This window comes from Pseudoduganella buxea (assembly GCF_009720835.1).
Classification (GTDB): Bacteria; Pseudomonadota; Gammaproteobacteria; order Burkholderiales; family Burkholderiaceae_D; genus Rugamonas; species Rugamonas buxea.
Map to the genome: position 1 here is coordinate 1 of NZ_WNKZ01000076.1, position 23,862 is coordinate 23,862.

Sequence of the window (23,862 nt, forward strand, 5' to 3'; positions counted from 1 at the left end):
GGCGCCGCGGCGGCGGCGGGCACGCTCGTCGTCGGCCGTGATGGCCGCCACGCGGCGCCGGCCGCGCCGGTGCAGGAAGTGGGCCACGGCAGCGCCCAGCTGCTCGTGCGAGAAACCCACCAGCATGTCCAGCGGATTCGGGCTCAGGTCCCACGTCTCCACTACGGGAATGCCGCTGGCGGCCAAGCGGCGCCGCGCCAGCTGCGAATGCATGATGCCGGTCAGGATCACGCCGTCGGGCCGGCGCGCGATGATAGTCTCGAGCAGCGCATCCTCGCGCGAGCCGGCATAGCCGGACTGGCCCAGCATCATCTGGTAGCCTGCGGCCGCCAGGGTGTCCGTCAACGCCTCCACCGTTTCCAGGAACACGGAGCCGGCCACGGTGGGCACCACGGCCGCCACCAGCCGGCTGCGGCGCGAAGCGAGGCCGCCGGCCAGCAGGTTCGGCACGTAGCCGGTCCGCTCGACCGCTTCGCGCACGCGGTGCAGGATGTCGTCGGACACCGCCTGCGGCGTATTGAGCGCGCGCGAGGCTGTGATCGGTGCCACGTTGGCCATGCGCGCCACGTCGCGCAAGGTCAGGCTCATGCCCTTGCGGCGACGCGGTTTCGGCGCCGCTTCCGGCGCCGTTTCCGTGGCTTCGCTGTCGTTCATCATCGTCTCTTCTCCTCGCCGGCGGCATCGAGAACGCCGACCTTGTTCGTGTATTGCCGCTCCTTGGCGTCGTAGTAGGCCTTCAGCGTATGGAAGGCTTTCTTGCGCTCGCCCGTCGCCGAGATCAGGCCCTTGCGGTTCCAGAAGTCCTGGTAGACTGGATGCGGCCGGCGCGGCGAGCGGAAGTCGACCAGTATCCAGGGCGTGATGCCGCGCAGGCCGGGAATCGCGTCGAGCATCCTGAACTGGTTCTTGTAGAGCTGGTCCTGGTACTCCTCGGTCCAGCGGGTGTCGGCGTCGCCGTGCAGGCCGGCCAGCGCATCGGCGCCGAATTCGGTGACCAGCACCGGCTTGTCGTGAGGGATGGTGAAGCGGTAGTCCAGCATGTCGCGGTTGCTGGCCCAGTACCAGCCGGCGTATTCGTTGAAGCTGATCAGGTCGAGCCGCTCGGCCAGCGGGTCCTGCATCGTGATCTCACGTCCCTCGCGGTGCACCTCCAGCGCGGCGGCCACCAGGCGCGTGTCGTCCAGCGCGCGCACGGTGTCGGCCAGCTTGCCCATGAAGGCGTTGCGCGGCGCACTGACGGGGGTTTCGTTCCCAATCGACCAGATCGCCACGGCGGCGCGGTTGCGATCGCGCACGACGAGGTCCGTCATCTGCTGCGCGGCGTTGGCGAAGGTGGCCTCGTTCTGCCACGCGATGGTCCAGTAGACGGGCACCTCGGCCCACACCATCAGTCCCATTTCGTCGGCCAGGCGCAGCATCGCTTCGCTGTGCGGATAATGCGCCAGCCGCACGTAGTTGCAGTTCATGTCCTTGGCCCACTGCAGCAGCATGCGCATGTCGCCCTCGCCCCGCAGGCGGCCGGGGATCAGGGGATTTTCGTCATGCAGCGACACGCCGCGCAGGAACACGGAGCGGCCGTTGAGCAGGATGTCGCGCCCGCGCGTGGCGATGGTGCGAAAGCCGATGCGGTCCTCGACCCGGTCGGCACCGGCGGCGATTGTCACGCCGTACAGCTTCGGATCCTCAGGCGACCAGTAACGCAGCGAGCTTACGGGGATGCTGATGGCGGCGCGCCCGGTGGCATCCGTGCGCACGGTGGTGGCCAGCTTCGCTTCCGGAATCGTCACCGTGACGTCGGGCTGGTGCGCCGGGCCGTCGAGCTGGACGAAGCCTTCGATGCGGTGCAGGTCGTTTTTCGCCAGCTGGATCTTGTAGTCGACGATATGGGTAGCCGGCACCTCGGCCAGCAGCACGTCGCGCGTGATGCCGCCGTAGTTCCACCAGTCCGTGCTGACGGTAGGGATGGCGTCGGCATGGCGCGTGTTGTCCGCCTTGACCACCACCGTGTTCTGGCCCGGCTTGAGCTGGTCCGTCACGTCGAACTGGAACGGCGTGAAGCCGCCGATGTGCGTGCCCAGCTTCCGGCCGTTCAGGTAGACGTGGGCTTCGTAGTTGACCGCGCCGAAATGGAGGAAATAGCGCTTGTCCGCCCGCGGCGGCGCCTCGAAACGCCGCCGCAGCCACACGGTGCCTTCGTACAGCTCCAACTTCGCCGCCTGCGAATTCCAGTCGCCCGGCACCGCCAGGGTGGGCGAGCCGTCGAAGCTGTACTCCACCAGCTCGCCCTTGTCGCGCGGCTGGCGGTCGTCATAGAAGCCGCCGCTGCCGCTGGCCGATTGGTCGTAGGGCTGGCGCCGGTAGTCGTAATAACCGGTCTCGTAGGGGTCGACGATGTACTGCCAGCGCCCGTTCAGGCTCTGGTGCGCCCGGGCCTGAATATTCTGCAAGGTCGGCGCTGCCAGCGCAGGCAGCAGGCACAGCAACGTCACACCGCACGCCAGGGCCTGGCGGATCTTTTTGTGCATCGCGTCTCCACATTGTCCGGTGCGGCTTGGTACCGCTACCAATTCTGATAAAAATAGTAAGTCGGACGCAGGGGAAAGTCAAAGCAAAGATTTGCTGCTGATCTGGCCGGATGGCCAGACAAGGCCGGGTGAGCTAAGTGAGCGCTTCCAGCAGCAGGCGCAGCCGCGTTTGGACATACAGCTCGACGTTGTCGCGATGCCGCACGGGCTTGATCATTTCGCCAACCAGACGCATGAAGTCCTGCATGATGATCTGCCTGAGCAGCGCAACAGTCTCCGGAGCGGCGAGCCGGCCAATATCCTTACCGAGCAAATACACGCCAGCCAGGTCCGGATCGTAACCCCCTGCCTCGATGATGCCCTCTTCGTCGTAAACGCGGTCGATATTGCCGGCGGCGGTATAGTTTTCCATCAGATGGATGAGGTCACGGGCATCCTTCGGATTGACTTTTCCTCGATCGGACCATGCGATCAGTTTCAGAACCCCCAAACCTGGCAACGACACTACTTTCCCTTCCAAACCGGGCATAAGAACGACGTTTACCGCTGCGGCGAGCACGTCGTTATACCCGGCCACATTCATGATGGTTTTCATGTCCGGCGGCCAGGCCACCTCGTTTCGTTCTCCTCCGATGTCGCCAAACGGTACAAGGTCGAGCGGAAAATCGAAATCCCTGGCCTTGTAGTACAACCGCTGCAGGGCTCGCTCTTCATCCTTGAATTGGCCGCTTGCGACAAGGCGGGCCTTGACTGCGTCGAACTGCCCCCAATCTTTTACGGCGACGGCAAAATCCACATCCCTCGTCCCACGTGGCGATGCAAGCCCCAGAACGTGGTACAGGAGGATATCCCTTGCTGTCGCGCCGACCAGCATGTAGTCGATCCCTTCGGCCCGCGCTGCCTCGGTCACTGCACGCAAGATGTCGATGGTGATCGGATCGACGGGGCGGTCAGGGTGAATCGAACGAAGCGTCAATGAATTTCTCCCTGATCACCTGGGCTGTCTCCTGCGTACGGGGATCGAGTATGGCAAGCAGCTCAGAATAAACGAGCAGGGGCGGCGCCATAGCTGACACGACCGCGTCGTCGCAGTGCCAGAATTTTTCGAGCAATACAACTTCGCCGGAAGCATCCGGCCTGAGGCGATACCGCTTGACCAGGGCCTTGACGGCACCATCCATTTGGTCTGAAGGGATGTACAGCGTTTGCGTGGCAGGCCGCAGATATGCCGTCATTTTTTCCGCTGCAACCTCCGCTCCCCACACGAAAGGGAAGCCGGCGTCGGGGCCGAATGTCTTCCACCAATCCCTATCGGGCGCGCTGAAGCGCCGTTCGTGCAACTTGGTGCGCAACGTGGTCGGGTAGTTGATCGCCCATTCATCGACCAGGCGACGCGGCTCGATCAATTTTCGCCGCTGGGTACTACCGCGATGCAGCAAGAAGCCGCGGGTATCGAGATCCTCGAGGACATTGTAGACGGTGCCCAGCGCCACACCGGCGCAGCGCGCAATGTCCTTGAAGGGCGCATTGATCAAGCCTGGCTGCGACAGCAGGACGAAGACCACTCGCAATGCCGCCGTATTGGTCAGCCCTTTCGCCCCCTTCACCGCCAGCTGTCCGGACTCGTTCCTCTCACCTGTGATGAACACGAAGAAACCACTGGAGCGAAGGTAGGCATTGCCGCAGGTGTCGATGAACTGAAGGCCGATTTCCCGACAATGTTTGGCCAGTTCGCTCGTTATCGACGGGACGACCAACATACCCTGAAGATCGGGCAATTGTCGCTCTCGCAAAACGTCGGACAGCCGCCGCTGGATCTGGTCGATTCGTATCTTGCGATCAACCGACGTCTTGCACTCGACAAGATACGAGGTTGTTCTTCCGTCATGGATCAGATCAAGTATGCCGTCAGCTTCATGCCTGGCCGGCAGTGCCGGATCAAGTTGGCGCAGTTGGCTCTGAAAACCTGTGTTTTCTCCGAGCACGCGCACAGCCTCCTGCACCAGTGCAATCTCTCCTTGCTCTGCAGGTGACGTTCCCGACCAATGCATTCAGATTCCTGACTTCCAGACACGTGAAAAATCATTCTATCGAATAAAGCCTGAATTTTCAATTTTTATGCATATTCACGTTACGTGAACAGCAAAAAAAATTGAATAATACTGTTCTTTTGACGCAAGCCCTGCCGTCATTCAGAGGCAATCGAAGGTATCGACAGTTAATAGTCGAATATCGGTGCGTATCTTTCCGTTAATGGTTGAGCACGATAGGTCGGCCGGGGCCGGTCGTGGTAAGCTTCCGCCCGCGTTTCACTTCAGGCAACTCCACCCACCTCACACCACACGCACAATGGATATCGTTCTCGCTATGAAGGCCCTGATCATGGGGCTGGTCGAAGGTTTTACCGAATTTCTGCCCATTTCGTCCACCGGTCACCTGATCCTGGCCGGCAGCCTGCTGGACTTCACGGGCGAAAAGGTCAAGGTATTCGAAATCGCGATCCAGGCCGGTGCCATGCTGGCGGTGATCTGGGAGTACCGGGTGCGCATCGGCGCCGTCCTGGGCGGCCTGGGCAGCGAGCCCAAGGCGCGGCGCATCGCGCTGAATGTGGTGGTCGGCTTCATGCCGGCGGCGGTGCTGGGCCTGCTGTTCAACAAGCAGATCACGGCCGTGCTGTTCAAGCCCGTGCCCGTGGCGCTGGCCTTCATCGTCGGCGGCCTGGTGATCCTGTGGGTGGAACGCCGCGCGCGCAACAATCCGGTCGCCGTGCGCGTGCAGTCGGTGGACGACATGACCCTGCTCGACGCCGTCAAGGTGGGCTGTGCCCAGGCCTTCGCGCTCATCCCCGGCACCAGCCGCTCGGGCGCCACGATCATCGGCGGCATGATGTTCGGCCTGTCGCGCAAGGCATCGACGGAGTTTTCCTTCTTCCTGGCCATTCCCACCCTGCTGGGCGCCACCTTCTACTCGCTGTACAAACAGCGCGACCTGCTGACGATGGCCGACGTGCCGATGTTCGGCGTCGGCACCGTGTCCGCCTTCATCTCGGCCTTCCTGTGCGTGCGCTGGCTGTTGCGCTATATCAGCACGCATGACTTCACGATCTTCGCGTGGTACCGTATTGTGTTCGGCATCGTCGTCATCGCCACCGCCCACTTCGGCCTCGTGAATTGGGCCGAATAAGCAGCCCCAACAGCAGGCTCAATGCATGGGTAAGGTGCAGTACAGGTAAAATGTAGGTATGGATCAACTCGATATCAGTCAGCGCGCGCTGCACCTGCTGCAAACGGTTTTCGGCTACCCCGCGTTTCGGGGACAACAGGCGGAAATCGTCGAACAGGTCGCCAACGGCGGCGATGCGCTGGTGCTGATGCCGACCGGCGGCGGCAAGTCGCTGTGCTACCAGATCCCCGCCCTGCTGCGCGACGGCGTCGGCGTCGTTGTCTCGCCCCTGATCGCGCTGATGCAGGACCAGGTGGACGCGCTGGAAGAAGTGGGCGTGCGCGCCGCCTTCCTGAACTCGACCCAGACCTGGGAAGAGACGGCCCGCATCGAGCGGCTGGTGCGCACCGGCCAGATCGACCTGGTCTACGTGGCGCCGGAGCGCCTGATGACGCAGCGCTGCTTCGACCTGTTCCAGGATTCGAAGATCGCCCTGTTCGCCATCGACGAGGCGCACTGCGTCTCGCAGTGGGGCCACGACTTCCGTCCCGAATACATCAAGCTGTCGATCCTGCACGAGCAGTTCCCCGGCGTGCCCCGCATCGCGCTGACGGCGACGGCCGATCCGCAGACCCGTGCCGAGATCGCGCACCGGCTCGACCTGACGGATGCGGCGCAGTTCGTGTCCTCGTTCGACCGCCCGAACATCCGCTACCAGATTGTCGAAAAGACCACGGGACGCAAGCAGCTGCTGGACTTCATCAGCACCGAACACCAGGGCGACTGCGGCATCGTCTACTGCCTGTCGCGCAAGAAGGTCGAAGAGACGGCCGAATTCCTTAACGAGAACGGCATTCGCGCCCTGCCCTACCACGCCGGCATGGAGCATGCGAAGCGGGCCGCCAACCAGTCGCGCTTCCTGCGCGAGGAAAACCTCGTGATGGTGGCGACGATCGCCTTCGGCATGGGCATCGACAAGCCCGACGTGCGCTTCGTCGCCCACCTGGACCTGCCCAAGAGTATCGAAGGCTATTACCAGGAGACGGGACGGGGCGGCCGCGATGGCCTGCCGGCCAGCGCCTGGATGGCCTACGGCCTGCAGGACGTGGTGCTGCAGCGCCGGATGATCGACGAATCCGAGGCCGACGAGAACTTCAAGCGCGTGCTGGGCATGAAGCTCGACGCCATGCTGGGCCTGTGCGAAACGCTGTCGTGCCGGCGCGTGCGCCTGCTCGATTACTTCGGCGAGGCGTCCGGCCCCTGCGGCAACTGCGATACCTGCCTGCTGCCACCCGTGTCCTTCGACGGCACCGTGCCGGTGCAGAAGCTGCTGTCGGCCATCTACCGGGTCGACCAGCGCTTCGCCGCGACCCACGTGATCGAGGTGCTGCGGGGCGTCGAGACGGAGCGCATCAAGACGTGGCACCACGATGCCCTGTCCGTGTTCGGCGTCGGCGCCGACCGCAGCGAAGCGGAGTGGCGCGCCATCCTGCGCCAGGTGATCGCGCTGGGCCTCGTCACGGTCGACCACGAACAATACAGCTCGCTGAAACTCACCGATGCGGCCCGCCCTGTGCTGAAGGGCGGCCAGAAGGTGCAGCTGCGCCAGTACCAGAAACCGGCCAAGCCGAAACGCACGTCGGCCCCGAAAGGCTATGCCGAGACCTTCCTGGAGCCGGCCGAACAGGCCATCTTCGACCGCCTGCGCTCGTGGCGCATGGGCATGGCGCGCGAGCACAACGTGGCGGCCTTCGTCATCTTCGCCGATGCCACCTTGCGCGAAATCGCCAAGGTCAAGCCCACCTCGCTGGCCGAGCTGCGCGGCGTGTCGGGCGTGGGCGAGAAGAAGCTGGTGTCCTACGGCGGCGATATCGTCGCCATCATTTCCGAAATGGTCTAGCCCAAAATCCGCCGGTACTGCCCCGGCGGCACGCCGACGGCGGCGCGAAAACGGTGGCTGAAGTGGGACAGGTCGGCGTAGCCGCAGGCATCGGCCACCTGCTGCAGCGGCAGGCTGCCGCTTCTTAACAAGCCACGGGCCCGGTCGATGCGCCGCGCCGCGATCCAGCCGGACGGCGGCAGGCCGAACGAAATCCTGAACATCCGCGCCAGGTGGAATTCCGACAGGTTGACCAGCTGCGCCAGCAGCCCCAGGGTGAGCGGTTCGTGCAGGTGCGCCTCGATAAAGTCGGCCAGGCGCCGGCGCAGGTGCGGCGCCAGCCCGCCGCGCAGCCGCAGGCCGGGTCGCAGCATGGCCTGGCTGCGCAGCAGTCCGGACAGGGCGTCGTGAGCGATCTCGTTGGCGCGCAGCAGGTGATCCGCGCCCTGCCAGGACGTCTCCACCAGCGCCTCGCACAAGCGCGCCAGCGGCGGGTGATCGAAATAGGTGCGGTCCTGCAGCGTCAGTTCACGGGGCTCGCGGTCCAGTTCCACCACGGCGCGCCGCGTGAAATGCTCGGGCATGAAATACACGTGCACCAGGCGCAGCGAGTCGCGCACCATCCAGCTCGACTCGTGCCAGTCCGGCAGCGCACACAGCCTGCCCGGGCCGCCGTAGTGGCCGGGCGCACCCTTGCGCTCGATGCGGTAGCCACCGTGCAGGTAGCACGACAGCGTATGGTGGCCCGGTTCGCTGTACACCGTTTCGGCCGTTGCCGTGTCGCGCTGCCAGACGGCCGCCGCCAGGCCGTCGCCCAGCCAGGCGAAACGCTCCAGCTGCGCATCGGTGCCGCACATGGTGCGAAACACGGCGTGGCCCAGCGCATCGGCCGGTGCCGACGACAGCGCGGCCCGCACGGCCGGCGTCGCATGGCGCAGCGCGGGCAGGGCATCGGCGGGGTCGGTGGAAGAGCTCATGCCGAAAAGTCTAGCACCTTGGCGCCGGCGCCGCCGGCCAGGGCCGCAAAAAGCGCAAGACCGGACAATCGCCGCAAGAAAGCGCAAGACGGAACAAACGGGGCGTCGCCATGGCCGTCACGATGGCTCCTCCATTCAACCTGATGACAGCACAATGAACCTCTTCCTCTACCTCACCACGGTCCTCATCTGGGGCACCACGTGGATCGCCATCAAGCTGCAACTGGGCGTGGTGCCGGCGCCCGTGTCGATCGCCTACCGCTTCTGGATCGCCGCTGCCGTGCTGCTGGCCTGCCTCGTCATCGCCCGCAAGACGACGTGGCCGCCGCGCGCGGCGTGGCGCTACCTGCTGGCGCAGGGCTTCGCCCTGTTCTGCTGTAATTTCCTGTGCTTCTATTACGCCAGCGCGCACGTGCCGAGCGGCCTGGTGGCGGTGGTGTTTTCCACGGCCCCCATCTGGAACGCCATCAACGGCCGGCTGTTCCTGGGCCGCCCCGTGCGCCCCGCCGTGATGGGCGGCGCCGTGCTGGGCCTGGCCGGCATCGCCCTGCTGTTCCTGCCGCAGATGGCGGGCCACTGGAACGACGGCGGCATGCTGGCCGGGCTGGCGCTGGCGCTGCTGGGCACCCTGTGTTTCTCGGCGGGGAACCTGCTGTCCTCGCGCATGCAGGCGCTGGGGCTGACGCCGATGCTGACCAATACGTGGGCCATGTTCATCGGCGCGACGATGCTGACGGTGCTGGCGCTGGCCCTGGGCATGCCGTTCACGTTCGAGCCGGAGCTGCGCTATGTCGGCTCGCTGCTGTACCTGGCCATTCCCGGCTCGGTGATCGGTTTCACGGCGTATCTGCTGCTGGTGGGGAGGCTGGGACCGGACCGCGCGGCCTACTGCACGGTGCTGTTCCCCGTGGTGGCGCTGACGGTATCGGCCGTGTTCGAGGATTACCGCTGGGGCGCGCCGGCGTTTGCCGGGCTGGCCCTCGTCATCGGCGGCAATCTGCTGGCGTTCATGCCGGGGCGGCCGGCGGCGCCAGCGGCCGGCACGGTGCCGGCCCGGGGCTGACGCCTTGGCGTACTTCCTTTACTTTTACTTCTTCGTGAACACCAGGTCCCACACCCCATGCCCCAGCTTCAGGCCACGGTTCTCGAACTTGGTCAGGGGGCGGTAGGCCGGCTGCGGCGCGTAGCCTTCGGCCGTGTTCTGCAGGCCCGTTTCGGCCGACAGCACTTCCAGCATCTGCACGGCGTAGTCTTCCCAGTCCGTGGCCAGGTGCAGGTAGCCGCCCGGCGCCAGCTTGTCGGTCAGGAGCTTGACGAACGGGGCCTGGATCAGGCGGCGCTTGTTGTGGCGCGCCTTGTGCCACGGGTCCGGGAAGAACACGTGCACGCCGGCCAGGCTGGCGTCGGCGATCATGTGGTTCAACACCTCCACGGCGTCATGCTGGATCACGCGCAGGTTGGCGAGGTTTTCCTCGCCGATCAGCTTGAGCAGGCTGCCCACGCCGGGCGTGTGCACTTCCACGCCGATGAAATCCTTCTCCGGCATGTTCTTGGCGATGTGGGCCGTGGTCTGGCCCATGCCGAAGCCGATCTCCAGCACCACGGGCGCGCTGCGGCCGAAGGCCTGGGCCGTGTCGAGCGGCGCCTTGGCGTAATCGATCATGAAGCGGGGACCCAGCTCGTTCAGGGCGCGCTCCTGCGCGGTGGACAGGCGGCCGGCGCGCGTGACGAAACTGCGAATGCGGTGATCGAGCGGGTCGTACAGCATGGACCGCGCGGGGCCCTTCGGTGGAGTGTCGGAAGACATGGAATCTGCTGAAAATAGTGGCGAAAAAGGGACGATTATAGCACCCGGCCCTGGCACCAAAGCCGCGCAGCTCTGCTACACTTGCCTTTCATCCATGCACCGGGAAGATCATGAAGCAAGCGTGGCCCCCCTTTGTACAGGCGGTACAAGCCCTCCCTTCAGTGCCGGACATCCTCAGCGTGATGGCCGAAATGACGGGACTGCGCTTCGTTTGCGTTGCCCACGTGACGGATTCGAGCTGGACCACCTGCGCCGTCCTGGACCAGATCGGCTTCGGGCTGCAGCCGGGCGACGAGCTCGACGTGCGCACGACCTTGTGCAACAGCGTGCGCGCCGCCAATGCCACCATCGTCATCGACCACGTCAGCCAGGACGAGCTGTTCCGCGACCATCCGACGCCACGCCAGTATGGTTTCGAGAGCTATGTGTCGATTCCCATCCATGACCGCCACGGTGCGTTTTTCGGTACCCTGTGCGGGCTCGATCCGAAACCGCTGGCGCTGTCCGAATCGAAGACCTTGAAGTCGCTGGGCCTGTTTGCGCAATTGATCTCGCGCCAGCTCGATGCGGAGCAGCGCTACCTGGACCGCAATACGGAACTGTCGGACGAAAAGGCCACGGCCATGCTGCGCGAGCAGTTCATCGCCGTGCTGGGCCACGACATCCGCACGCCGCTGTCGTCCATCCTGCACGGCGCCGAAATCCTGCTGCAGGACGGTGGCGACGAACGCACCCGCATCATCGCCCGCACCATGCAGCGCAGCGGCCAGCGCATCGCCCGCATGATCGACGACGTGCTCGACTTCACGCGCGGGCGCCTGGGCGGCGGCATCGCCCTCGACGCCGGGCCTGTGCTGGACCTGGACGAGGCACTGCGCCAGGTGGCGGCGGAATGCCAGAATGAACATCCCGGCCACCACATCGAGGCGGCCATCGGCATGCTGGGCATTGTCTGGTGCAACCGCGACCGTGTAGCCCAGGTGCTGGCCAACCTGCTGGGCAACGCGCTGCGCTACGGCCGCAAGGATGCCCCCGTGCGGATCGGGGCCTGGGTCGACGGCGGCACCTTCACGCTGACGGTGGCCAACGAAGGTGACACGATCGCGCCGGAAAAACTGGGCAAGCTGTTCCAGCCCTACTGGCGCGACGACGAGCGCCAGCCCCGCCGCGGCCTGGGCCTGGGGCTGTACATCGCCTCCGAAATCGCCAAGGCCCACGGCGGCACCCTGGAGGTGACGTCCAGTGATGGCCTGACCACGTTCACCTTCGCCATGCCCGCCAGCCTGCGATAATAGCGCCCCTTACACTGCACCGGAAAACGCCGCATGGCTGAAGCACTGAACCTGGCAATCATCGTTGTCGCCCTGCTGGCGCTGTATTACCTGCTGAAAGGCCGGCCGAAGGCGCCGCCGCTGCCGGCCCGCCCGGGCGGCGGTTCCTACACGCCCGTGCCGGAAGGCGAACCGGTACGGCACTGGTCGGACGACGGCCGCTTCGACGTCGAAGTGCTGGGCGAATCGCGCTACCGCGACACCGTGCTGCAACTGGCCGGCGACCACGGCGACGGTCCGGCCGACGCGCGCCACCAGGCCATCCTGCTGCCCGACGACGCCAACCCTTACGAGGACAAGGCCGTGGCCGTATTCGTCAGCGGCCTGATGGTGGGCTACCTGGCACCGAAGGACGCGCTGGTGTTTCGCCAGCTGCTGGCACGCGAGGACATCGCCGGCCAGCTGACCTCATGCGACGCGGCCATCCGCGGCGGCGGGCTGTGGCAGGGCAAGCGCCTGGCCTATTCCATCTGGCTGGACCTGGACCTGAAGGGCTGAACGCCGGCAGTGCAATACCCTTGCAGCCTGTAGGGGAAATCAGTCAATGAAAATGATTCTCATTTATATTGTCGGGTTTTCCTTCCAGGATTGCCATGTCTGTTCCTTCCACGGCGCGCCGCCTCCAGCCTTGTCTCAAGCTGAATCTTCTTGCGCTGAGTCTCCTTACCGCCTTTCCCCTGGCCCACGCCGCGCCTGACGAAGAGCCCGCCATGCCGCAGGTGACGGTCGCGGCCGAACGCGCCACCGGCACCTACAACCCGCAGAACAGCAGCGGCGCCACCCGCACCGACACGCCGATCCGCGAAGTGCCGCAATCGGTGCGCGTCGTCACCCTGCAGCAGATCGAAGACCTGGGTGCCACCCGCATGGCCGACACGGTGGACTACGTCAGCGGCGTCGCGCGCCTGAACGACTTCGGCGGCACCTGGGACAACTTCGCCATCCGCGGCTTTTCCAGCACGGACATGGGCTTCCTCGTCAACGGCTTCCCCGGCTCGCGCGGCTACAACCCGCCCCGTGACACGGCCACCGTGGAGCGCTTCGAATTCCTGAAGGGGCCGGCCGGCGCCATCTACGGCAGCAGCGAGCCCGGCGGCACCATCAATATCGTCACGAAGAAGCCGAAGTTCACGTCGCGCACCGTGGCCGAAGCAAGCATCGGCAGCCGTGGCCTGCGCCGCGCCACCGTCGACAGCACGGGCGCCTTGGGCAGCACGGTGGCGTATCGCATCAACCTGATGGCCGAGGAAGGCGACAGCCGCAGCAGCCTGCTGGGCAACAACCGCAGCCTGGTGGCGCCGGCGCTGACGTGGCTGGTGGACAGCCGCACCACCGTGAACTACGAGGGCGAGTTCCTGCGCGCCGACACACCGCTCGACCGGGGCCTCGTCAATGTGCGCGGCGCGCTGGGCACGCTGCCCCGCGACCGTGTGCTGAACGAGCCGGGCGACGGCAATATGACGCTCACCAGCGACACGCACCAGGTGACATTGGACCGGGTGCTGTCGGACAACTGGCAAGCGAAATTCGGCGCCAGCTACAAGGAAAGCACGTTCGACGGCAACTACACGGAAGCGACGTCGCTCGCGGCGGACAACCGCACCCTGAACCGCCAGGCCACGTGGCGCCAGCTCCCCTCGCGCGACGTGTCGGTACAGGCCGAGCTGGAAGGCAAGTTCAGCACGGGCGCCATCGGCCACACGGTGCTGGTGGGGGCGGAAGCGTCGCGCCTGTTCATGAACACGGAAATCCTGCGCTCGGCCAATTATCCGATCGACCTGTACGACCCCGTCTACGGCAAGCCGGCCCCGGCCTTGACGACCTTGACATCCAGCTCGGACGAGCGCCAGCGCGTCAAGGCCGTGTTCGCGCAGGACCAGCTGAGCCTGTCGCGCCAGTGGAAAATGCTGGCCGGCCTGCGCTGGGACGAATACAGCCAGGACCTGGTCAACCGCGTCGCCAGGACCCACGTGTCGCGAGAGCAGAGCGCCGTGTCGCCCCGCCTCGGGCTGACGTTCCTGCCGAACGACTGGAGTTCGCTGTACCTGTCGGCCGGTAAATCGTTCCGCGGCAATAACGGCACGGATATCGCCGGCAATGCCTTCGATCCGCAGCGCTCCACCGCCATCGAGGCCGGCTGGAAGCTGCAGACGGCGGACGGCCGCCTGGGCGCCAACCTGGCTGTCTACGACATCGCCAAGACCAATGTGCTGACGGCCAGCGACACGCCGGGATACTCCGTGGCGGCGGGCAGGATCAAGAGCACGGGCGTCGAGGCGGACGTGTTCGGCCAGATCGACGCGCACTGGCGCATGACGGGCAATTTCTCGTGGAACGATGCGCGCGTGACGAAGGACAAGACCCTGCCGTCCGGCGCGCGCCTGGTCAATGTGCCGGAGTTTTCCGCCGGCCTGTTCGCCATCCGCGAAGACACGCTCGCCAACGGCAAGCGCTACGGCGTCGGCGGCGGGCTGAACTATGTGGGCGACCGCGCCGGCAACAGCACGGACACGTACGCGCTGCCGGCCTACACGACGGCAAAGCTGGTGAGCTACTGGCAGTTCAGCAAGCGGGCGCGGCTGTCCGTGGACATCCACAACCTGTTCAACCGCCAGTACTACACGTCCTCATGGGGCGCGCTGTACGTGACACCCGGCGCCGAGCGCAGCATCGTCACCCGGCTGAAGCTGGATTTCTAGGCGTAAAAAAAGCGGCCTAGACGGCCGCTTGCGTGGATTGTGCCGCCGGAGCGCCAAGGCGTTCCTCGACGCTGCCGCTGTCGATCAGCTCGCGCGCCAGCGCCCGGGCCTCGATCTCGGCCGCGTGCTCGCGCTTGAAGGCCGCCGGCGTCTGGATGACGACGGGCGGTTCGAAGGTCCGGCCCGACAGGCGGTGCGACTTGATAAAAATCTGGCCGCGGTACTTGCCGGCCGGCTCTTCCGCCACATCCACGCTGTAGACGTACCCTTTTACCCAGATATCTTCGGTCATCAGCAACTTGTGAAATGCTAGAAAGCGGGCATGCTAGCACGCAGGCCTGCTGTCGCGCGCACGCTACGGTGCGGGCCCGTCAATGCGTTTTGCCCAGGTGTTCGCGCACCGCCGTCACGGTCGTGCCGGCCGCCTTGACGGCATTGCGCAGCTCTTCCTCGGACAGGCCCAGCTCCTTGGTCCAGTAGCGCAGTTCCCACTCTTCGTTCACATTGATGCGGCTGCGGTCCTGCGGGCCGCGGTTCTGGAGATTGTCGGACATGGCGTTCTCCTTGAAATCGACTGGTGTCGTCGACGCAAGGATCCCGCAAGAACCGTTGCCGGTCAGTTAACTGACGCACGCATGCCCTCTTCACCGCTCCCAAATCGATCGGGCCCGCGCGGTCAGGCACCGGTTTTGGCCAAAAATTGCTCCGAAACCGGTGTGTGACCGCGCGGCGGACCGACGGGATTCCCAGCAGCGCTGGGAGTGGTCAAAACTTCGCGCGCACGCCGAAGACGAAGTTGCGGCCCGGCAGGGGCGAGATGTCCTTCAGCACGGAGGTGGAGACGCGGATGTCTTCGTTCAGCAGGTTCTTCGCCAGCAGGAACCACGTCAGGTCCAATTCGCCCATCTTCTGCGTGTACGACAGGTTGGCGTTGAGCTGGTTGTAGCCCGGCGTCGGCGTGTCTTCGAACGACGCGAGGCGGTCCTGGCCGCGCGCGTGGACCAGCGACAGCCCGGCGCGCAGTGCGTCCATGCGGTAGCCGACCGAGGCGCCGATGCGGTCCGCCGGCTGCAACGGCAGGCTGCCGTTGCCGTCCAGCTTGCCGCGCGACGTGTCGGCGAAGACCCGGCCCGACCAGCCGGCACCCGCTTCGTTGACGGTCAGCTCCGCTTCGGCGCCGCGGATGGTGGCATTGCCCTGCTGGAAGATGCGCTCGCGCAGCTCGTCGCCGGCATTGCCCTCCTCGTCCAGCAGATTGCCCGTGATATTGCCGTAGATGAAATCGCTGACCTTGTTGCGGTAGACGTTCGCCTTCCAGCGCACCAGGCCGCTCGACTTCTGCACCGACAGTTCGACGTTGCGCGATTTCTCCGTGTCGAAGCCGGCGTCGCCGATGTCGAAGGTCACGGTGGCGTCGTGCGGGCCGTAGGAATACAGCTCCTCCGTCGACGGGGCGCGCTGGGCGTACGAGAACGTCAGGCCGGCGCCGTAGCCGGGCAGGAACGGCCACAGGGCGCCGACCGAACCGGACTTCAGGTCGAACGAGCGCTCCATGCCCGTCACGGGTTCGCGCTTGACGGACTCCAGCCGCGCGCCGGCGGACAGGCGCAGCACGCCCAGGTCCTTCTCTTCGACGATGAAGCCGGCGGTCGACGTGGAACGGGTGGCCGGCACCGTGTCGGGCCCGCCTTCGGCGCTCAGCGCGGAGAAGTGCGTGTTCTCGGTCTGCAGGCCGAAGGTGCCGTGCCAGCCGGCCAGCGGACGGTGCGTCAGCTCCCAGCGCGTTTCCAGCGAGCGGTTCGTGAAGATCACCTCGGGCGCATCGCCCTCGCCCAGCTCGGCGTGTTCGTAGTCCGTGTAACCGGCCTTGAACTTGAACTGCTCGAAGCCGGCGAACGGCGCCTTGACCATGCCTTCGATATCGTAGCGGGTCTGCTTCTGGTCGATCTTCGAGCCTTCGTCGCTGGGGATGCCGTACAGGTTGGTCAGGTGCGACACGGACGTGCCGACATAGCCCCAGCTGTCGACATACGAGGCGCCCAGGCCCACGTTGCGCTCGCGCGTATCCGAATGCGGCAGGCGACCGGTGACGGATTCCGGGTCGCCCAGCACGCGGTGTTCGGGAATCTTGTAGTCGTCCGCATCGCGCCAGTTGCCGTCGGCATGCAGGGCGATCTTGCCGACCGCGCCGTCCACCGTGCCGGACACGTTCCTGCCCGTGTCGACGGTGCTGTAGCGCGCTTCGACCTGGCCCGTGGGCTTCGCCTCCAGCGCCGTAGGGATGCGCTCGTTGACGACGTTGACCAGGCCGCCGATGGCGCCCGAGCCATACAGCAGCGCGGCCGGGCCCCGCAGGATTTCGATCTGGTGCGCGACGGCTCCTTCGGCGGCAACGGCGTGGTCGTTCGACAGCCCGGAGACGTCGGAAACGGCCATGCCGTTCTCCAGCATCTTCACGCGCGGGCCTTCCATGCCGCGAATGATGGGGCGCGACGAACCGGCACCGAAGGCCGACGCGGACACGCCGAGTTCCTGCGACAGCGTCTCGCCCAGCGAGCTGCCGGCCTTGTCGCGCAGCTCGTCGCCTTGCAGCACCTTGGCGGGCGTCAGGATCTGGTCGCCCTCGGCGCTGCGGAAAGGATTGGCGGTGACGACGACTTTCGGCACGACCGGATCGACCGGTTCGTCGGCGTCAGCGGCATAAGCGGCGTGGGACAGGGAAGCCAGGACTGCGCTGGCCAGCAGCGTGCGTTGCATGTTCATGGGGTAAACCTCGGGCAAATGGAATGACAAGCGTTCGCCGCGCACGACGGCGGGGCGAATCAATTTCGGATTTCGGTGAAACTGGGCGAGTCAGGCCAGGGGTGGAGCACGAGATTGGTAGGCACAGGCAGTGCGGCCGCATGCCGCATGCACGTGGGCGGCAATGGGAGGGAGGTAGTCGGGACGGACCGCGTGCAGGCTGTACGACGGCACGCCCAGCGCGTGGGCCAGCTGCTCGCCGGAAACGCACAGGCCGCACAGGTGGTCGGCCGCGACGGGGCGGCTGCCCTTGCCGCCATCGTCCTGCGAAAGCTGGACCGGCCCGCTGCCCGGCACGTGCGTATAGACGTGCAGGTAGACGTGTGATGCCGCCAGCTGCTGGGAAACCAGCAACAGCAGCGACAGCAGCAGTTGGACGATGACGCGTGACGACATGGCGGCGCTTGAAATCCTGATAAAACCTGCACCGCAGTTGTGCCGCGCTGCGGTGGGCGAAACGGGCCGGGGGGTCTTCCCCGTGGCGGCTCTTCGTGCATGCAGGAGCGGCACGGTAGCCAAAACATGCCGATTATACGACGAAAGCGGCCGGCCACCCGAGCAGCGGGGCAATGCCGCCGCGGCATTGCGAGCACCGGACTGGCGCAACTCAAGAGGCGAAAAAGTTTAGAGGAATGAAATTTTTGTATCCAAGGTGCAACGAAACGATTGAATTATATCGAAGGAGCGCAGCGAAGCATTTTCATCGGCATCGGTGAGGGCGATACTGGCAGAGCTGGCTTTATCAATCCACCCAGGAGCGTTCGATGACTGCAAAACAAGATCACGCAATGTCGTTGGTGGGCGGCAGGCAGGGCCGAACCTTCCACTACGATGTGGCACGTGCGCAGGCGCCGCAAGAAGGCATCGGTACACGCCTGCTGCGGATGATTGGATTGGCCTCATTGGTACCAGGCAGCAGCGCGGCAGTCGATCGCAGCAGCACCCAGGCCGATGCCGCGGGCCTCCATGCGCGGGAGTTTTCCAACGAGCAGGAAGCCCAGGCATATGCCGCCAGCATGATCGGCCATGGCCACGTGGCAACGGTCGAACAGAATGTCTACGACTATTCGTGGTCGGTCGAGGTCCAGCGCGCGGCAAGCTGACCGCGCCGCAGGGCCAGTGCCCGCCTACCCTTCCACTGCGAGCTGTACATTGTTGCGGCCACGCCGCTTCGCCACATACAGGGCTGCGTCCGCGGCCCGCACCAGCGAATCGCCATCGACCCCGAAGACGGGATGGCTGGCGACGCCGAACGAGGCCGTCACCTGGGGCATGTCGCGCCCGCCATGTGCCGTGCGCATCGATTCGATCGCACGGCGAATCATTTCGGCGCGCTCCATCGCCATGCCTTCGGCACAGTCCGGCATGACGACGATCATTTCCTCGCCGCCGTAGCGGCACACGATATCGGCCTTGCGCACGGCCCCCTTCGCCGCCGCCGCCACGGCCTTCAGCACGGTGTCGCCGGCGTCGTGGCCATAGGTATCGTTCAGGTGCTTGAAATGGTCGACGTCGAACATGATCACCGACAGCGAGGACTTGTTGCGGGTGCTGCGCGCCAGTTCGCGCTTCAAGGTCTCTTCCAGGAAGCGCCGGTTGTACAGGTCCGTCAACGGGTCGATGATGGACTGGGCCCGCAGCGCTTCGCGCAGCTGCACGTTCGACAGGGCCAGCGACACCTGTTCGGCCAGCGCCATGACGAGTTCCCGCTGCGTGGCAAACTGCTCGGTCGACAGGCTGTCGAACCGGACCGACATCATGCCGATGACGGCCCCCTGGGTCACCATCGGCAGACACAGGTGCTGCGTGCGCGTTTCGCTGCGCAGGTGATTGCAGCGCAGGTCGTGGTCGCAGCAGTGGTCATGCGCGCGGCCGAAGCGCAGTGCCCAACAGTCCTCGCGCGGAATCGGCACCGCCGCCGCATCGGCGCTGCCCCAGGAAGCGAGCGGTTCCAGCACGTCGGGCGAGTTGCGGTACAGGTAGAGGGTGCCGGAGACGCCCGGCAGCAGGCCCGTCAGGCACGTCGTCAGGATCGCCGACGTATCACCCACCGTCGGCGCCGACTGGATCGCCTGCAGCATGCGGGCGCTGCCGGACATCAGCTGGTTGCGCGTATCGGCCAAGGTCACGGCGGCCCGCAGCTGGTCGGCGACCTTGGCCCGTTCGCGCAGCAGGCGCCTGCCGCCAAATACGGCCGTACCGAGCAGAAAAGTATTGATCACCGCGGCCAGCCCGCTGAAATAGGCGACCTGGGCCGAGCCTTCGATCAAGGTGCCCCGCACATTGTTGCGACGGTCGGCCATGGCCGAAATCTGCTGCCCGAGAAGCTGGCGCAGCTTGTCCATCTGCACCTTGCCCAGCGACGTCGACCCGACCGCACTGTCGGCCGTCGCATCGTGGTTGCGCCGCGCCGCGATGCCCTCGGCCGCGTTGACCAGCTTTTCATCGGTCAGGGGAATGATCTGATCGAGCGCCTCCCGTTCCTCGGCATCGATGGCGCCCTTGATCAGGTTGCGCTTTAATACCGGGATCTGGACCAGCGCCACATTGTACGGATCGAGAAATGCTTCCCGGCCGCTCAGCACGAAGCCCCGCTGGCTCGTCTCGACGTCGCGCAGCATGCTGAGCAGGTCGATATACAGGTTCTGGCGGTCGGCCGCGCGCTTGAGCAGCGTGACCCCTTCCGTGACGCGGCTGCTGACAAAAAAAGGAACAGCCGCAACGATGGCGGAGGCGACAATCGCCGCGATGGCGATCTTTCGGATACGGACTTCAGCCGGCATGGTGAGCGACAAGTGCTAGGAGGGGCGGGCCTAGGGTTCGAGAAACTGCGGGAGTGGGGCAGACGCCGCACTTTACCACTGGGAGGGGGTGGTTGGGTTGCCTTAGAACAACGAAATTGCGTGGAGGCTGACAGTTATTTCGTGTGAGAGGCCTGCCGGTACCAAAGCGCAGTACAAGCGCGCCTTGAGGACTGGAGCGGGTGAAGGGAATCGAACCCTCGTCGTAAGCTTGGGAAGCTTCTGCTCTACCATTGAGCTACACCCGCGTACGGGGCATTCTACGCGGATTTGCAGGTTCTTGACAATGTGACAGCTTCCGAACTGCCTCTGCAGCAATAATTTCGAGCCTGTCAGATTTTCTGTGTGGAACGGGGTCATGAAATAATGCCGAATGACCGAAGTGATGACCACCAAGAAGCCCAAGAAACAAAAAAAGCAGCATACCCGTTCCCCGTCGAGTTGATCGACCAGTTGCTTGCCCAGGTTGAGAACAAGGACGCAGAGTCGATCCTTGGCGAAAACGGCTTGGCCGGGCAGCTCAAGAAGATGCTGGCCGAGCGCATGCTGTCTGCCGAGTTGAGCCATCATCTGGCGAGCGAGGGCGAAAGCGGCAAAAACCACCGCAACGGCAGCAGCCCGAAAAAGGTGCTTACGCCCGGCGGCGAGCTTAATCTGGATATCCCGCGTGATCGCCTGTCGAGCTTTGAGCCAAGGCTGGTGGCCAAGCATCAGCGACGCATGCCAGGCTTTGACGACCACGTCATCAGCATGTACGCGCGCGGCATGAGTGTGCGGGAGATCCAGGCACATCTGCTTGAGTTGTACGGCACCGAGGTATCTCACGATCTGATTTCCACCATCACCGACGAGGTGCTCGAGGACGTCACGCAGTGGCAGCAGCGCCCGCTCGAAGCGATGTACCCGATTGTCTATTTCGACGCCTTGCGCCTGAAAATTCGTGACGAAGGCACGGTAAAGAACAAAGCCGTGTTTCTAGCACTGGGCATTTGCGCCGACGGCTGCAAGGAAGTTTTGGGCCTATGGATCGAGCAAACCGAAGGCGCCAAGTTCTGGCTGAAGGTCTTCAACGAATTGAAAAATCGTGACCTGGAAGACATCCTGATCGCCGTCGTCGACGGCTTGCGCGGCTTCCCCGATGCCATCGAGGCCGTATATCCGCAAGCGCAGATTCAGACATGCATCGTGCATCTGATCCGCAACTCGACGACCCTGGCCAGCTGGAAGGACCGCAAAGAGCTTGCAGCGTCTCTTAAGCCTGTCTACCAGGCAGTCAACGCCGAGGCAGCCGAAGCTGCGCTGGACGCGTTTGCGGCCGGTCCATGGGGCATTAAATTCCCAACGGTGGCAGCTATGTGGCGACGCCAGTGGCAGCAGGTGATCCCGTTTTTCGCATACCCGCCAGAAGTGCGCAAAATCATCTACACCACAAATGCCATTGAGAGCCTGCATATGCGACTCCGGAAAATCGTCAAGAATCGCGGTCATTTTCCGAGCGATGACGCCGCGACCAAACTACTACTCCTGGCCTTGCGCAATATTGAGAAAGACTGGAAGATGGCGCCGCGTACCTGGAAGCTCGCTGCCAATCAGTTCGCCATCATGTTCGGCGAGCGATTCACCAACGCGATTACCCAACTACGAAATCTGGCCCCGCACACAGAATTTCTGACAGGTCCAGCGCCCCCTTCTTTACTCAAGCCACACCCCAGCTCGTCGAATCCCTCAGTCGAGCAAATTGTTGCGGTCCTGAAGGAAACCGGGGTAGACCTGTCTGTTGCCAACACGATTCCTCGTATCGGCATTTCTGAACAGACGTTCTGTCGATGGCGGAAGCGGCCCCAAGACTCGACAGCGACCAGGCTCGGCTGCTCAAGGAGCTACAGGAACAAAGCGAGCGCCTGAAAAATATTGTTGCCAAGCTCAGCTCGCACAAGACAATGTTGGCCGCCGCCATCAAAAAAATGCTGAGGACGGATAAGCGAATGCGAGTTTGGTTGCGTCGTCATGACGTGCATGGCTGGAAGCGCCGCCGTTCAGAGGCGCAGCAGCTTGGCGGCGAGCCTTGGCATTGGTAGCAAAGCATGCGTTAGGCAGCCCGTAGCGTGCCATGGATTCACGTTGGGCTTACAGCGACAACTTCAACGCCTCTTTCGCTGACTTGAGATCCGCCAATTTGCTCTTCTTTCCCACAGCGATAGCAAGGCCAGTTTCGGCAGCAACGACATTGTTCGGACCCACTGAGACGATTCCCAAGTGATTACGAACCACTCCTTTGAAGAGCGCAAGGTAATACGTCGTACCTGCACGTTCCATCTTGCCAGAAGCTAACACGCTTTCGCACTTGTCCCCCTTTGCAAAGAGTTCGTGCCCATACGTCGCAGGCTTAGCGCCGACGTCGACCAGGAATACACACTTACTATTGGCTCTGTCCTGAAATACGGCGAAGGAACTATTTTTGCCTGCCATAAATTCGCGCCCTAGAAAGCGCATACCGGGGACCGTCTTGGACAGCAACGTCCCTCTAGCACGTCGTACCCCCTCCTGAGCGCGCGGGACGTCAATACCGTCGCGGCTTGCCAGGACAGGTTCTGTCCAGACAACCGCATCATTCAATTCGCTGTCTGGAATGTAGCGTCCCGCAGGATCGCGGTAGAGGTAAAAGTATTGCCGATAGAAATCCTCTACCGTGTCCCGAGCGATATATTCAACAACCAAATATTGGCGACTGCGAACCTCAAAAGCGGCCGCGTCGTTAATTAGCAGGCACTGTGGAAACCCCGCACCCTTTTCCGGGCTCATCAATTCAAAAAACTCTGTGCCAGCTGCCGTGTGTGCCAATAGCCCGCAACTTGGTGCTGCATCTCCCTTAGCGGTATACAACACGGGTGTTATATCGCTCACCGGGAGCTTCGGGGTGTTCGATTTCACCAACGTCCATCCCTGCTGAGCGGCATACTTGGAGACATCTGGCGCACTTGAATCTTTCGACGCTCCTGCCGCAGCTGTGACGTTCGATACGCCTGAAGCGTTGGATGCCCCTTGCGACACCGCAAGTGCAATAAGGACGAGTGCTGATAACAGGTTCTTCATTGAGATTTCTCCGTTGCGCGGGCGACCAGTTGCGCCGGCGTTAAGCCGAAACGTTTCGGGGATGGATGTGCCGCATGGACGACGAGAAAACGCTGATATGCCGCCTTGGCCACGGCCGCGTTTTTCGTTACCCCCTCTCTTGTTGATGTCGGGTCATGCCACAAAGCCCACCCGAAGGTGGAGCCGGCATCTTGATAGATAGCACTTTGTTCGAAAGGCAAAAACACGGCACTCCTATTGGCCGCCGTCTGACACGCGGGTGCGTTCAGCGTTTTATGAGCACGTTTGAAAATAGCAACCCTGTCGTTGAAACCATTGAAGGCGCCGTTAATACGCGCCGAAATCTGCAGCAGGTCGTTCCTGTCCGCATAAGTATTGAGATCCACTCCCTTGCCATAGCGCCAGAACCACCCAGCGGAGTCCGTTGCATATTGTACAGTCTCAAGTTTGGTCTTGTCGGCACCAAGAAAATTAACACCAACATAATCCCCGTACTTCCTGTAGTTATCCTGGAAGGTAATCTGAATCGCGGTCATTTTCCGAGCGATGACGCCGCGACCAAACTACTACTCCTGGCCTTGCGCAATATTGAGAAAGACTGGAAGATGGCGCCGCGTACCTGGAAGCTCGCTGCCAATCAGTTCGCCATCATGTTCGGCGAGCGATTCACCAACGCGATTACCCAACTACGAAATCTGGCCCCGCACACAGAATTTCTGACAGGTCCATAATTTCCTTGCGTTAAATGTAGTTGAACTACAAATTCTTAACGAGTATGTAGTAGAA

General features: G+C 63.7%; 20 protein-coding genes, 1 tRNA gene and 2 pseudogenes. 9 read left to right on the forward strand and 14 right to left on the reverse strand.

Going from position 1 to position 23,862, the window contains the following annotated elements; genetic code table 11:
- The 4 genes from GM672_RS21070 to GM672_RS21085 form a co-directional block, all read right to left on the reverse strand.
- Positions 1–657, reverse strand: a 657-nt coding sequence (locus GM672_RS21070; RefSeq protein WP_371867088.1) for a LacI family DNA-binding transcriptional regulator, incomplete at its 3' end; no start/stop codon positions are given.
- Complete coding sequence (locus GM672_RS21075) at positions 654–2,525, reverse strand: glycoside hydrolase family 2 protein (protein WP_155472503.1); 1,872 nt, start codon at positions 2,523–2,525, stop codon at positions 654–656. The genes GM672_RS21070 and GM672_RS21075, both read right to left, overlap by 4 nt.
- Before the next feature lie 133 nt (positions 2,526–2,658).
- On the reverse strand, positions 2,659–3,501 hold the full coding sequence (locus tag GM672_RS21080) for a nucleotidyl transferase AbiEii/AbiGii toxin family protein (RefSeq protein ID WP_155472504.1): 843 nt from the start codon (positions 3,499–3,501) through the stop codon (positions 2,659–2,661).
- Positions 3,476–4,576 carry a type IV toxin-antitoxin system AbiEi family antitoxin gene (locus GM672_RS21085; protein ID WP_155472505.1) on the reverse strand — a complete coding sequence of 367 codons (1,101 nt, stop codon included), beginning with the start codon at positions 4,574–4,576 and terminating at the stop codon, positions 3,476–3,478. The genes GM672_RS21080 and GM672_RS21085 overlap by 26 nt, the downstream gene beginning before the upstream one ends.
- Positions 4,577–4,874: 298 nt before the next feature.
- On the opposite strand from GM672_RS21085, the gene GM672_RS21090 reads away from it, so the two are divergent.
- Both GM672_RS21090 and recQ read left to right on the forward strand, forming a co-directional pair.
- A complete protein-coding gene (locus GM672_RS21090; protein ID WP_155472506.1) occupies positions 4,875–5,708 on the forward strand; it encodes an undecaprenyl-diphosphate phosphatase in 834 nt (277 codons plus the stop codon).
- Between the two features lie 58 nt (positions 5,709–5,766).
- Positions 5,767–7,587: a DNA helicase RecQ gene (recQ, locus tag GM672_RS21095; RefSeq protein ID WP_155472507.1), complete on the forward strand. Its 1,821-nt coding sequence runs from the start codon at positions 5,767–5,769 to the stop codon at positions 7,585–7,587.
- On the opposite strand, the gene GM672_RS21100 is transcribed toward recQ, so the two are convergent.
- A complete protein-coding gene (locus GM672_RS21100; RefSeq protein WP_155472508.1) occupies positions 7,584–8,543 on the reverse strand; it encodes a helix-turn-helix domain-containing protein in 960 nt (319 codons plus the stop codon). The genes recQ and GM672_RS21100 overlap by 4 nt on opposite strands.
- A gap of 154 nt (positions 8,544–8,697) precedes the next feature.
- Between GM672_RS21100 and GM672_RS21105 the strand changes: the two genes are divergently transcribed.
- Positions 8,698–9,606, forward strand: coding sequence for a DMT family transporter (locus tag GM672_RS21105; RefSeq protein ID WP_155472509.1), 909 nt, complete (start codon positions 8,698–8,700; stop codon positions 9,604–9,606).
- Positions 9,607–9,630: 24 nt separating this feature from the next.
- Here the strand turns inward: GM672_RS21105 and trmB are convergent, their stop codons facing one another.
- On the reverse strand, positions 9,631–10,311 hold the full coding sequence (gene trmB / locus GM672_RS21110) for a tRNA (guanosine(46)-N7)-methyltransferase TrmB (RefSeq protein WP_155472528.1): 681 nt from the start codon (positions 10,309–10,311) through the stop codon (positions 9,631–9,633).
- 200 nt (positions 10,312–10,511) lie between these two features.
- Here trmB and GM672_RS21115 point away from each other — a divergent pair, with 200 nt between their 5' ends.
- The 3 genes from GM672_RS21115 (at position 10,512) to GM672_RS21125 (ending at position 14,380) form a co-directional block, all read left to right on the forward strand.
- Complete coding sequence (locus GM672_RS21115) at positions 10,512–11,642, forward strand: GAF domain-containing sensor histidine kinase (protein WP_229427691.1); 1,131 nt, start codon at positions 10,512–10,514, stop codon at positions 11,640–11,642.
- 33 nt (positions 11,643–11,675) lie between these two features.
- On the forward strand, positions 11,676–12,179 hold the full coding sequence (locus GM672_RS21120) for a hypothetical protein (protein ID WP_155472511.1): 504 nt from the start codon (positions 11,676–11,678) through the stop codon (positions 12,177–12,179).
- Positions 12,180–12,274: 95 nt separating this feature from the next.
- Complete coding sequence (locus GM672_RS21125) at positions 12,275–14,380, forward strand: TonB-dependent siderophore receptor (protein ID WP_155472512.1); 2,106 nt, start codon at positions 12,275–12,277, stop codon at positions 14,378–14,380.
- A gap of 16 nt (positions 14,381–14,396) precedes the next feature.
- Here GM672_RS21125 and GM672_RS21130 read toward each other — a convergent pair whose 3' ends face one another.
- From GM672_RS21130 to GM672_RS21145, 4 genes are all read right to left on the reverse strand, one after another.
- Positions 14,397–14,672, reverse strand: a complete 276-nt coding sequence (locus GM672_RS21130) for a hypothetical protein (RefSeq protein WP_155472513.1) — start codon at positions 14,670–14,672, stop codon at positions 14,397–14,399.
- A gap of 79 nt (positions 14,673–14,751) precedes the next feature.
- A complete protein-coding gene (locus tag GM672_RS21135; RefSeq protein ID WP_155472514.1) occupies positions 14,752–14,934 on the reverse strand; it encodes a DUF3606 domain-containing protein in 183 nt (60 codons plus the stop codon).
- Between the two features lie 211 nt (positions 14,935–15,145).
- Entirely contained in the window at positions 15,146–17,143 is a 1,998-nt protein-coding gene (locus GM672_RS21140) for a TonB-dependent receptor (RefSeq protein ID WP_155472515.1), read from the reverse strand.
- 90 nt (positions 17,144–17,233) lie between these two features.
- Entirely contained in the window at positions 17,234–17,578 is a 345-nt protein-coding gene (locus GM672_RS21145) for a hypothetical protein (RefSeq protein ID WP_155472516.1), read from the reverse strand.
- Between the two features lie 368 nt (positions 17,579–17,946).
- Between GM672_RS21145 and GM672_RS21150 the strand changes: the two genes are divergently transcribed.
- Positions 17,947–18,285 (forward strand): hypothetical protein, encoded by a 339-nt coding sequence (locus GM672_RS21150; protein WP_155472517.1) that lies wholly within the window; start codon positions 17,947–17,949, stop codon positions 18,283–18,285.
- Between the two features lie 24 nt (positions 18,286–18,309).
- Here the strand turns inward: GM672_RS21150 and GM672_RS21155 are convergent, their stop codons facing one another.
- Positions 18,310–19,965: a diguanylate cyclase gene (locus GM672_RS21155; RefSeq protein WP_155472518.1), complete on the reverse strand. Its 1,656-nt coding sequence runs from the start codon at positions 19,963–19,965 to the stop codon at positions 18,310–18,312.
- Positions 19,966–20,157: 192 nt separating this feature from the next.
- Positions 20,158–20,231 (reverse strand) — tRNA-Gly (locus GM672_RS21160).
- 174 nt (positions 20,232–20,405) lie between these two features.
- Here GM672_RS21160 and GM672_RS21165 point away from each other — a divergent pair.
- Positions 20,406–21,615 (forward strand): annotated as a pseudogene (locus GM672_RS21165) (IS256 family transposase); the annotation flags it as partial.
- A gap of 495 nt (positions 21,616–22,110) precedes the next feature.
- On the opposite strand, the gene GM672_RS21170 reads toward GM672_RS21165, so the two are convergent.
- Together GM672_RS21170 and GM672_RS21175 are read right to left on the reverse strand one after the other, a co-directional pair.
- A complete protein-coding gene (locus GM672_RS21170; RefSeq protein ID WP_155472519.1) occupies positions 22,111–23,076 on the reverse strand; it encodes a hypothetical protein in 966 nt (321 codons plus the stop codon).
- Positions 23,073–23,612 carry a hypothetical protein gene (locus GM672_RS21175; protein WP_155472520.1) on the reverse strand — a complete coding sequence of 180 codons (540 nt, stop codon included), beginning with the start codon at positions 23,610–23,612 and terminating at the stop codon, positions 23,073–23,075. Before GM672_RS21175 ends, GM672_RS21170 begins: the two co-directional genes overlap by 4 nt.
- Here GM672_RS21175 and GM672_RS29305 point away from each other — a divergent pair.
- A pseudogene (locus GM672_RS29305) lies at positions 23,604–23,807 on the forward strand (hypothetical protein); the annotation flags it as partial. The gene GM672_RS21175 and the pseudogene GM672_RS29305 sit on opposite strands and share 9 nt — an antisense overlap.
- Positions 23,808–23,862: the final 55 nt, after the last annotated feature.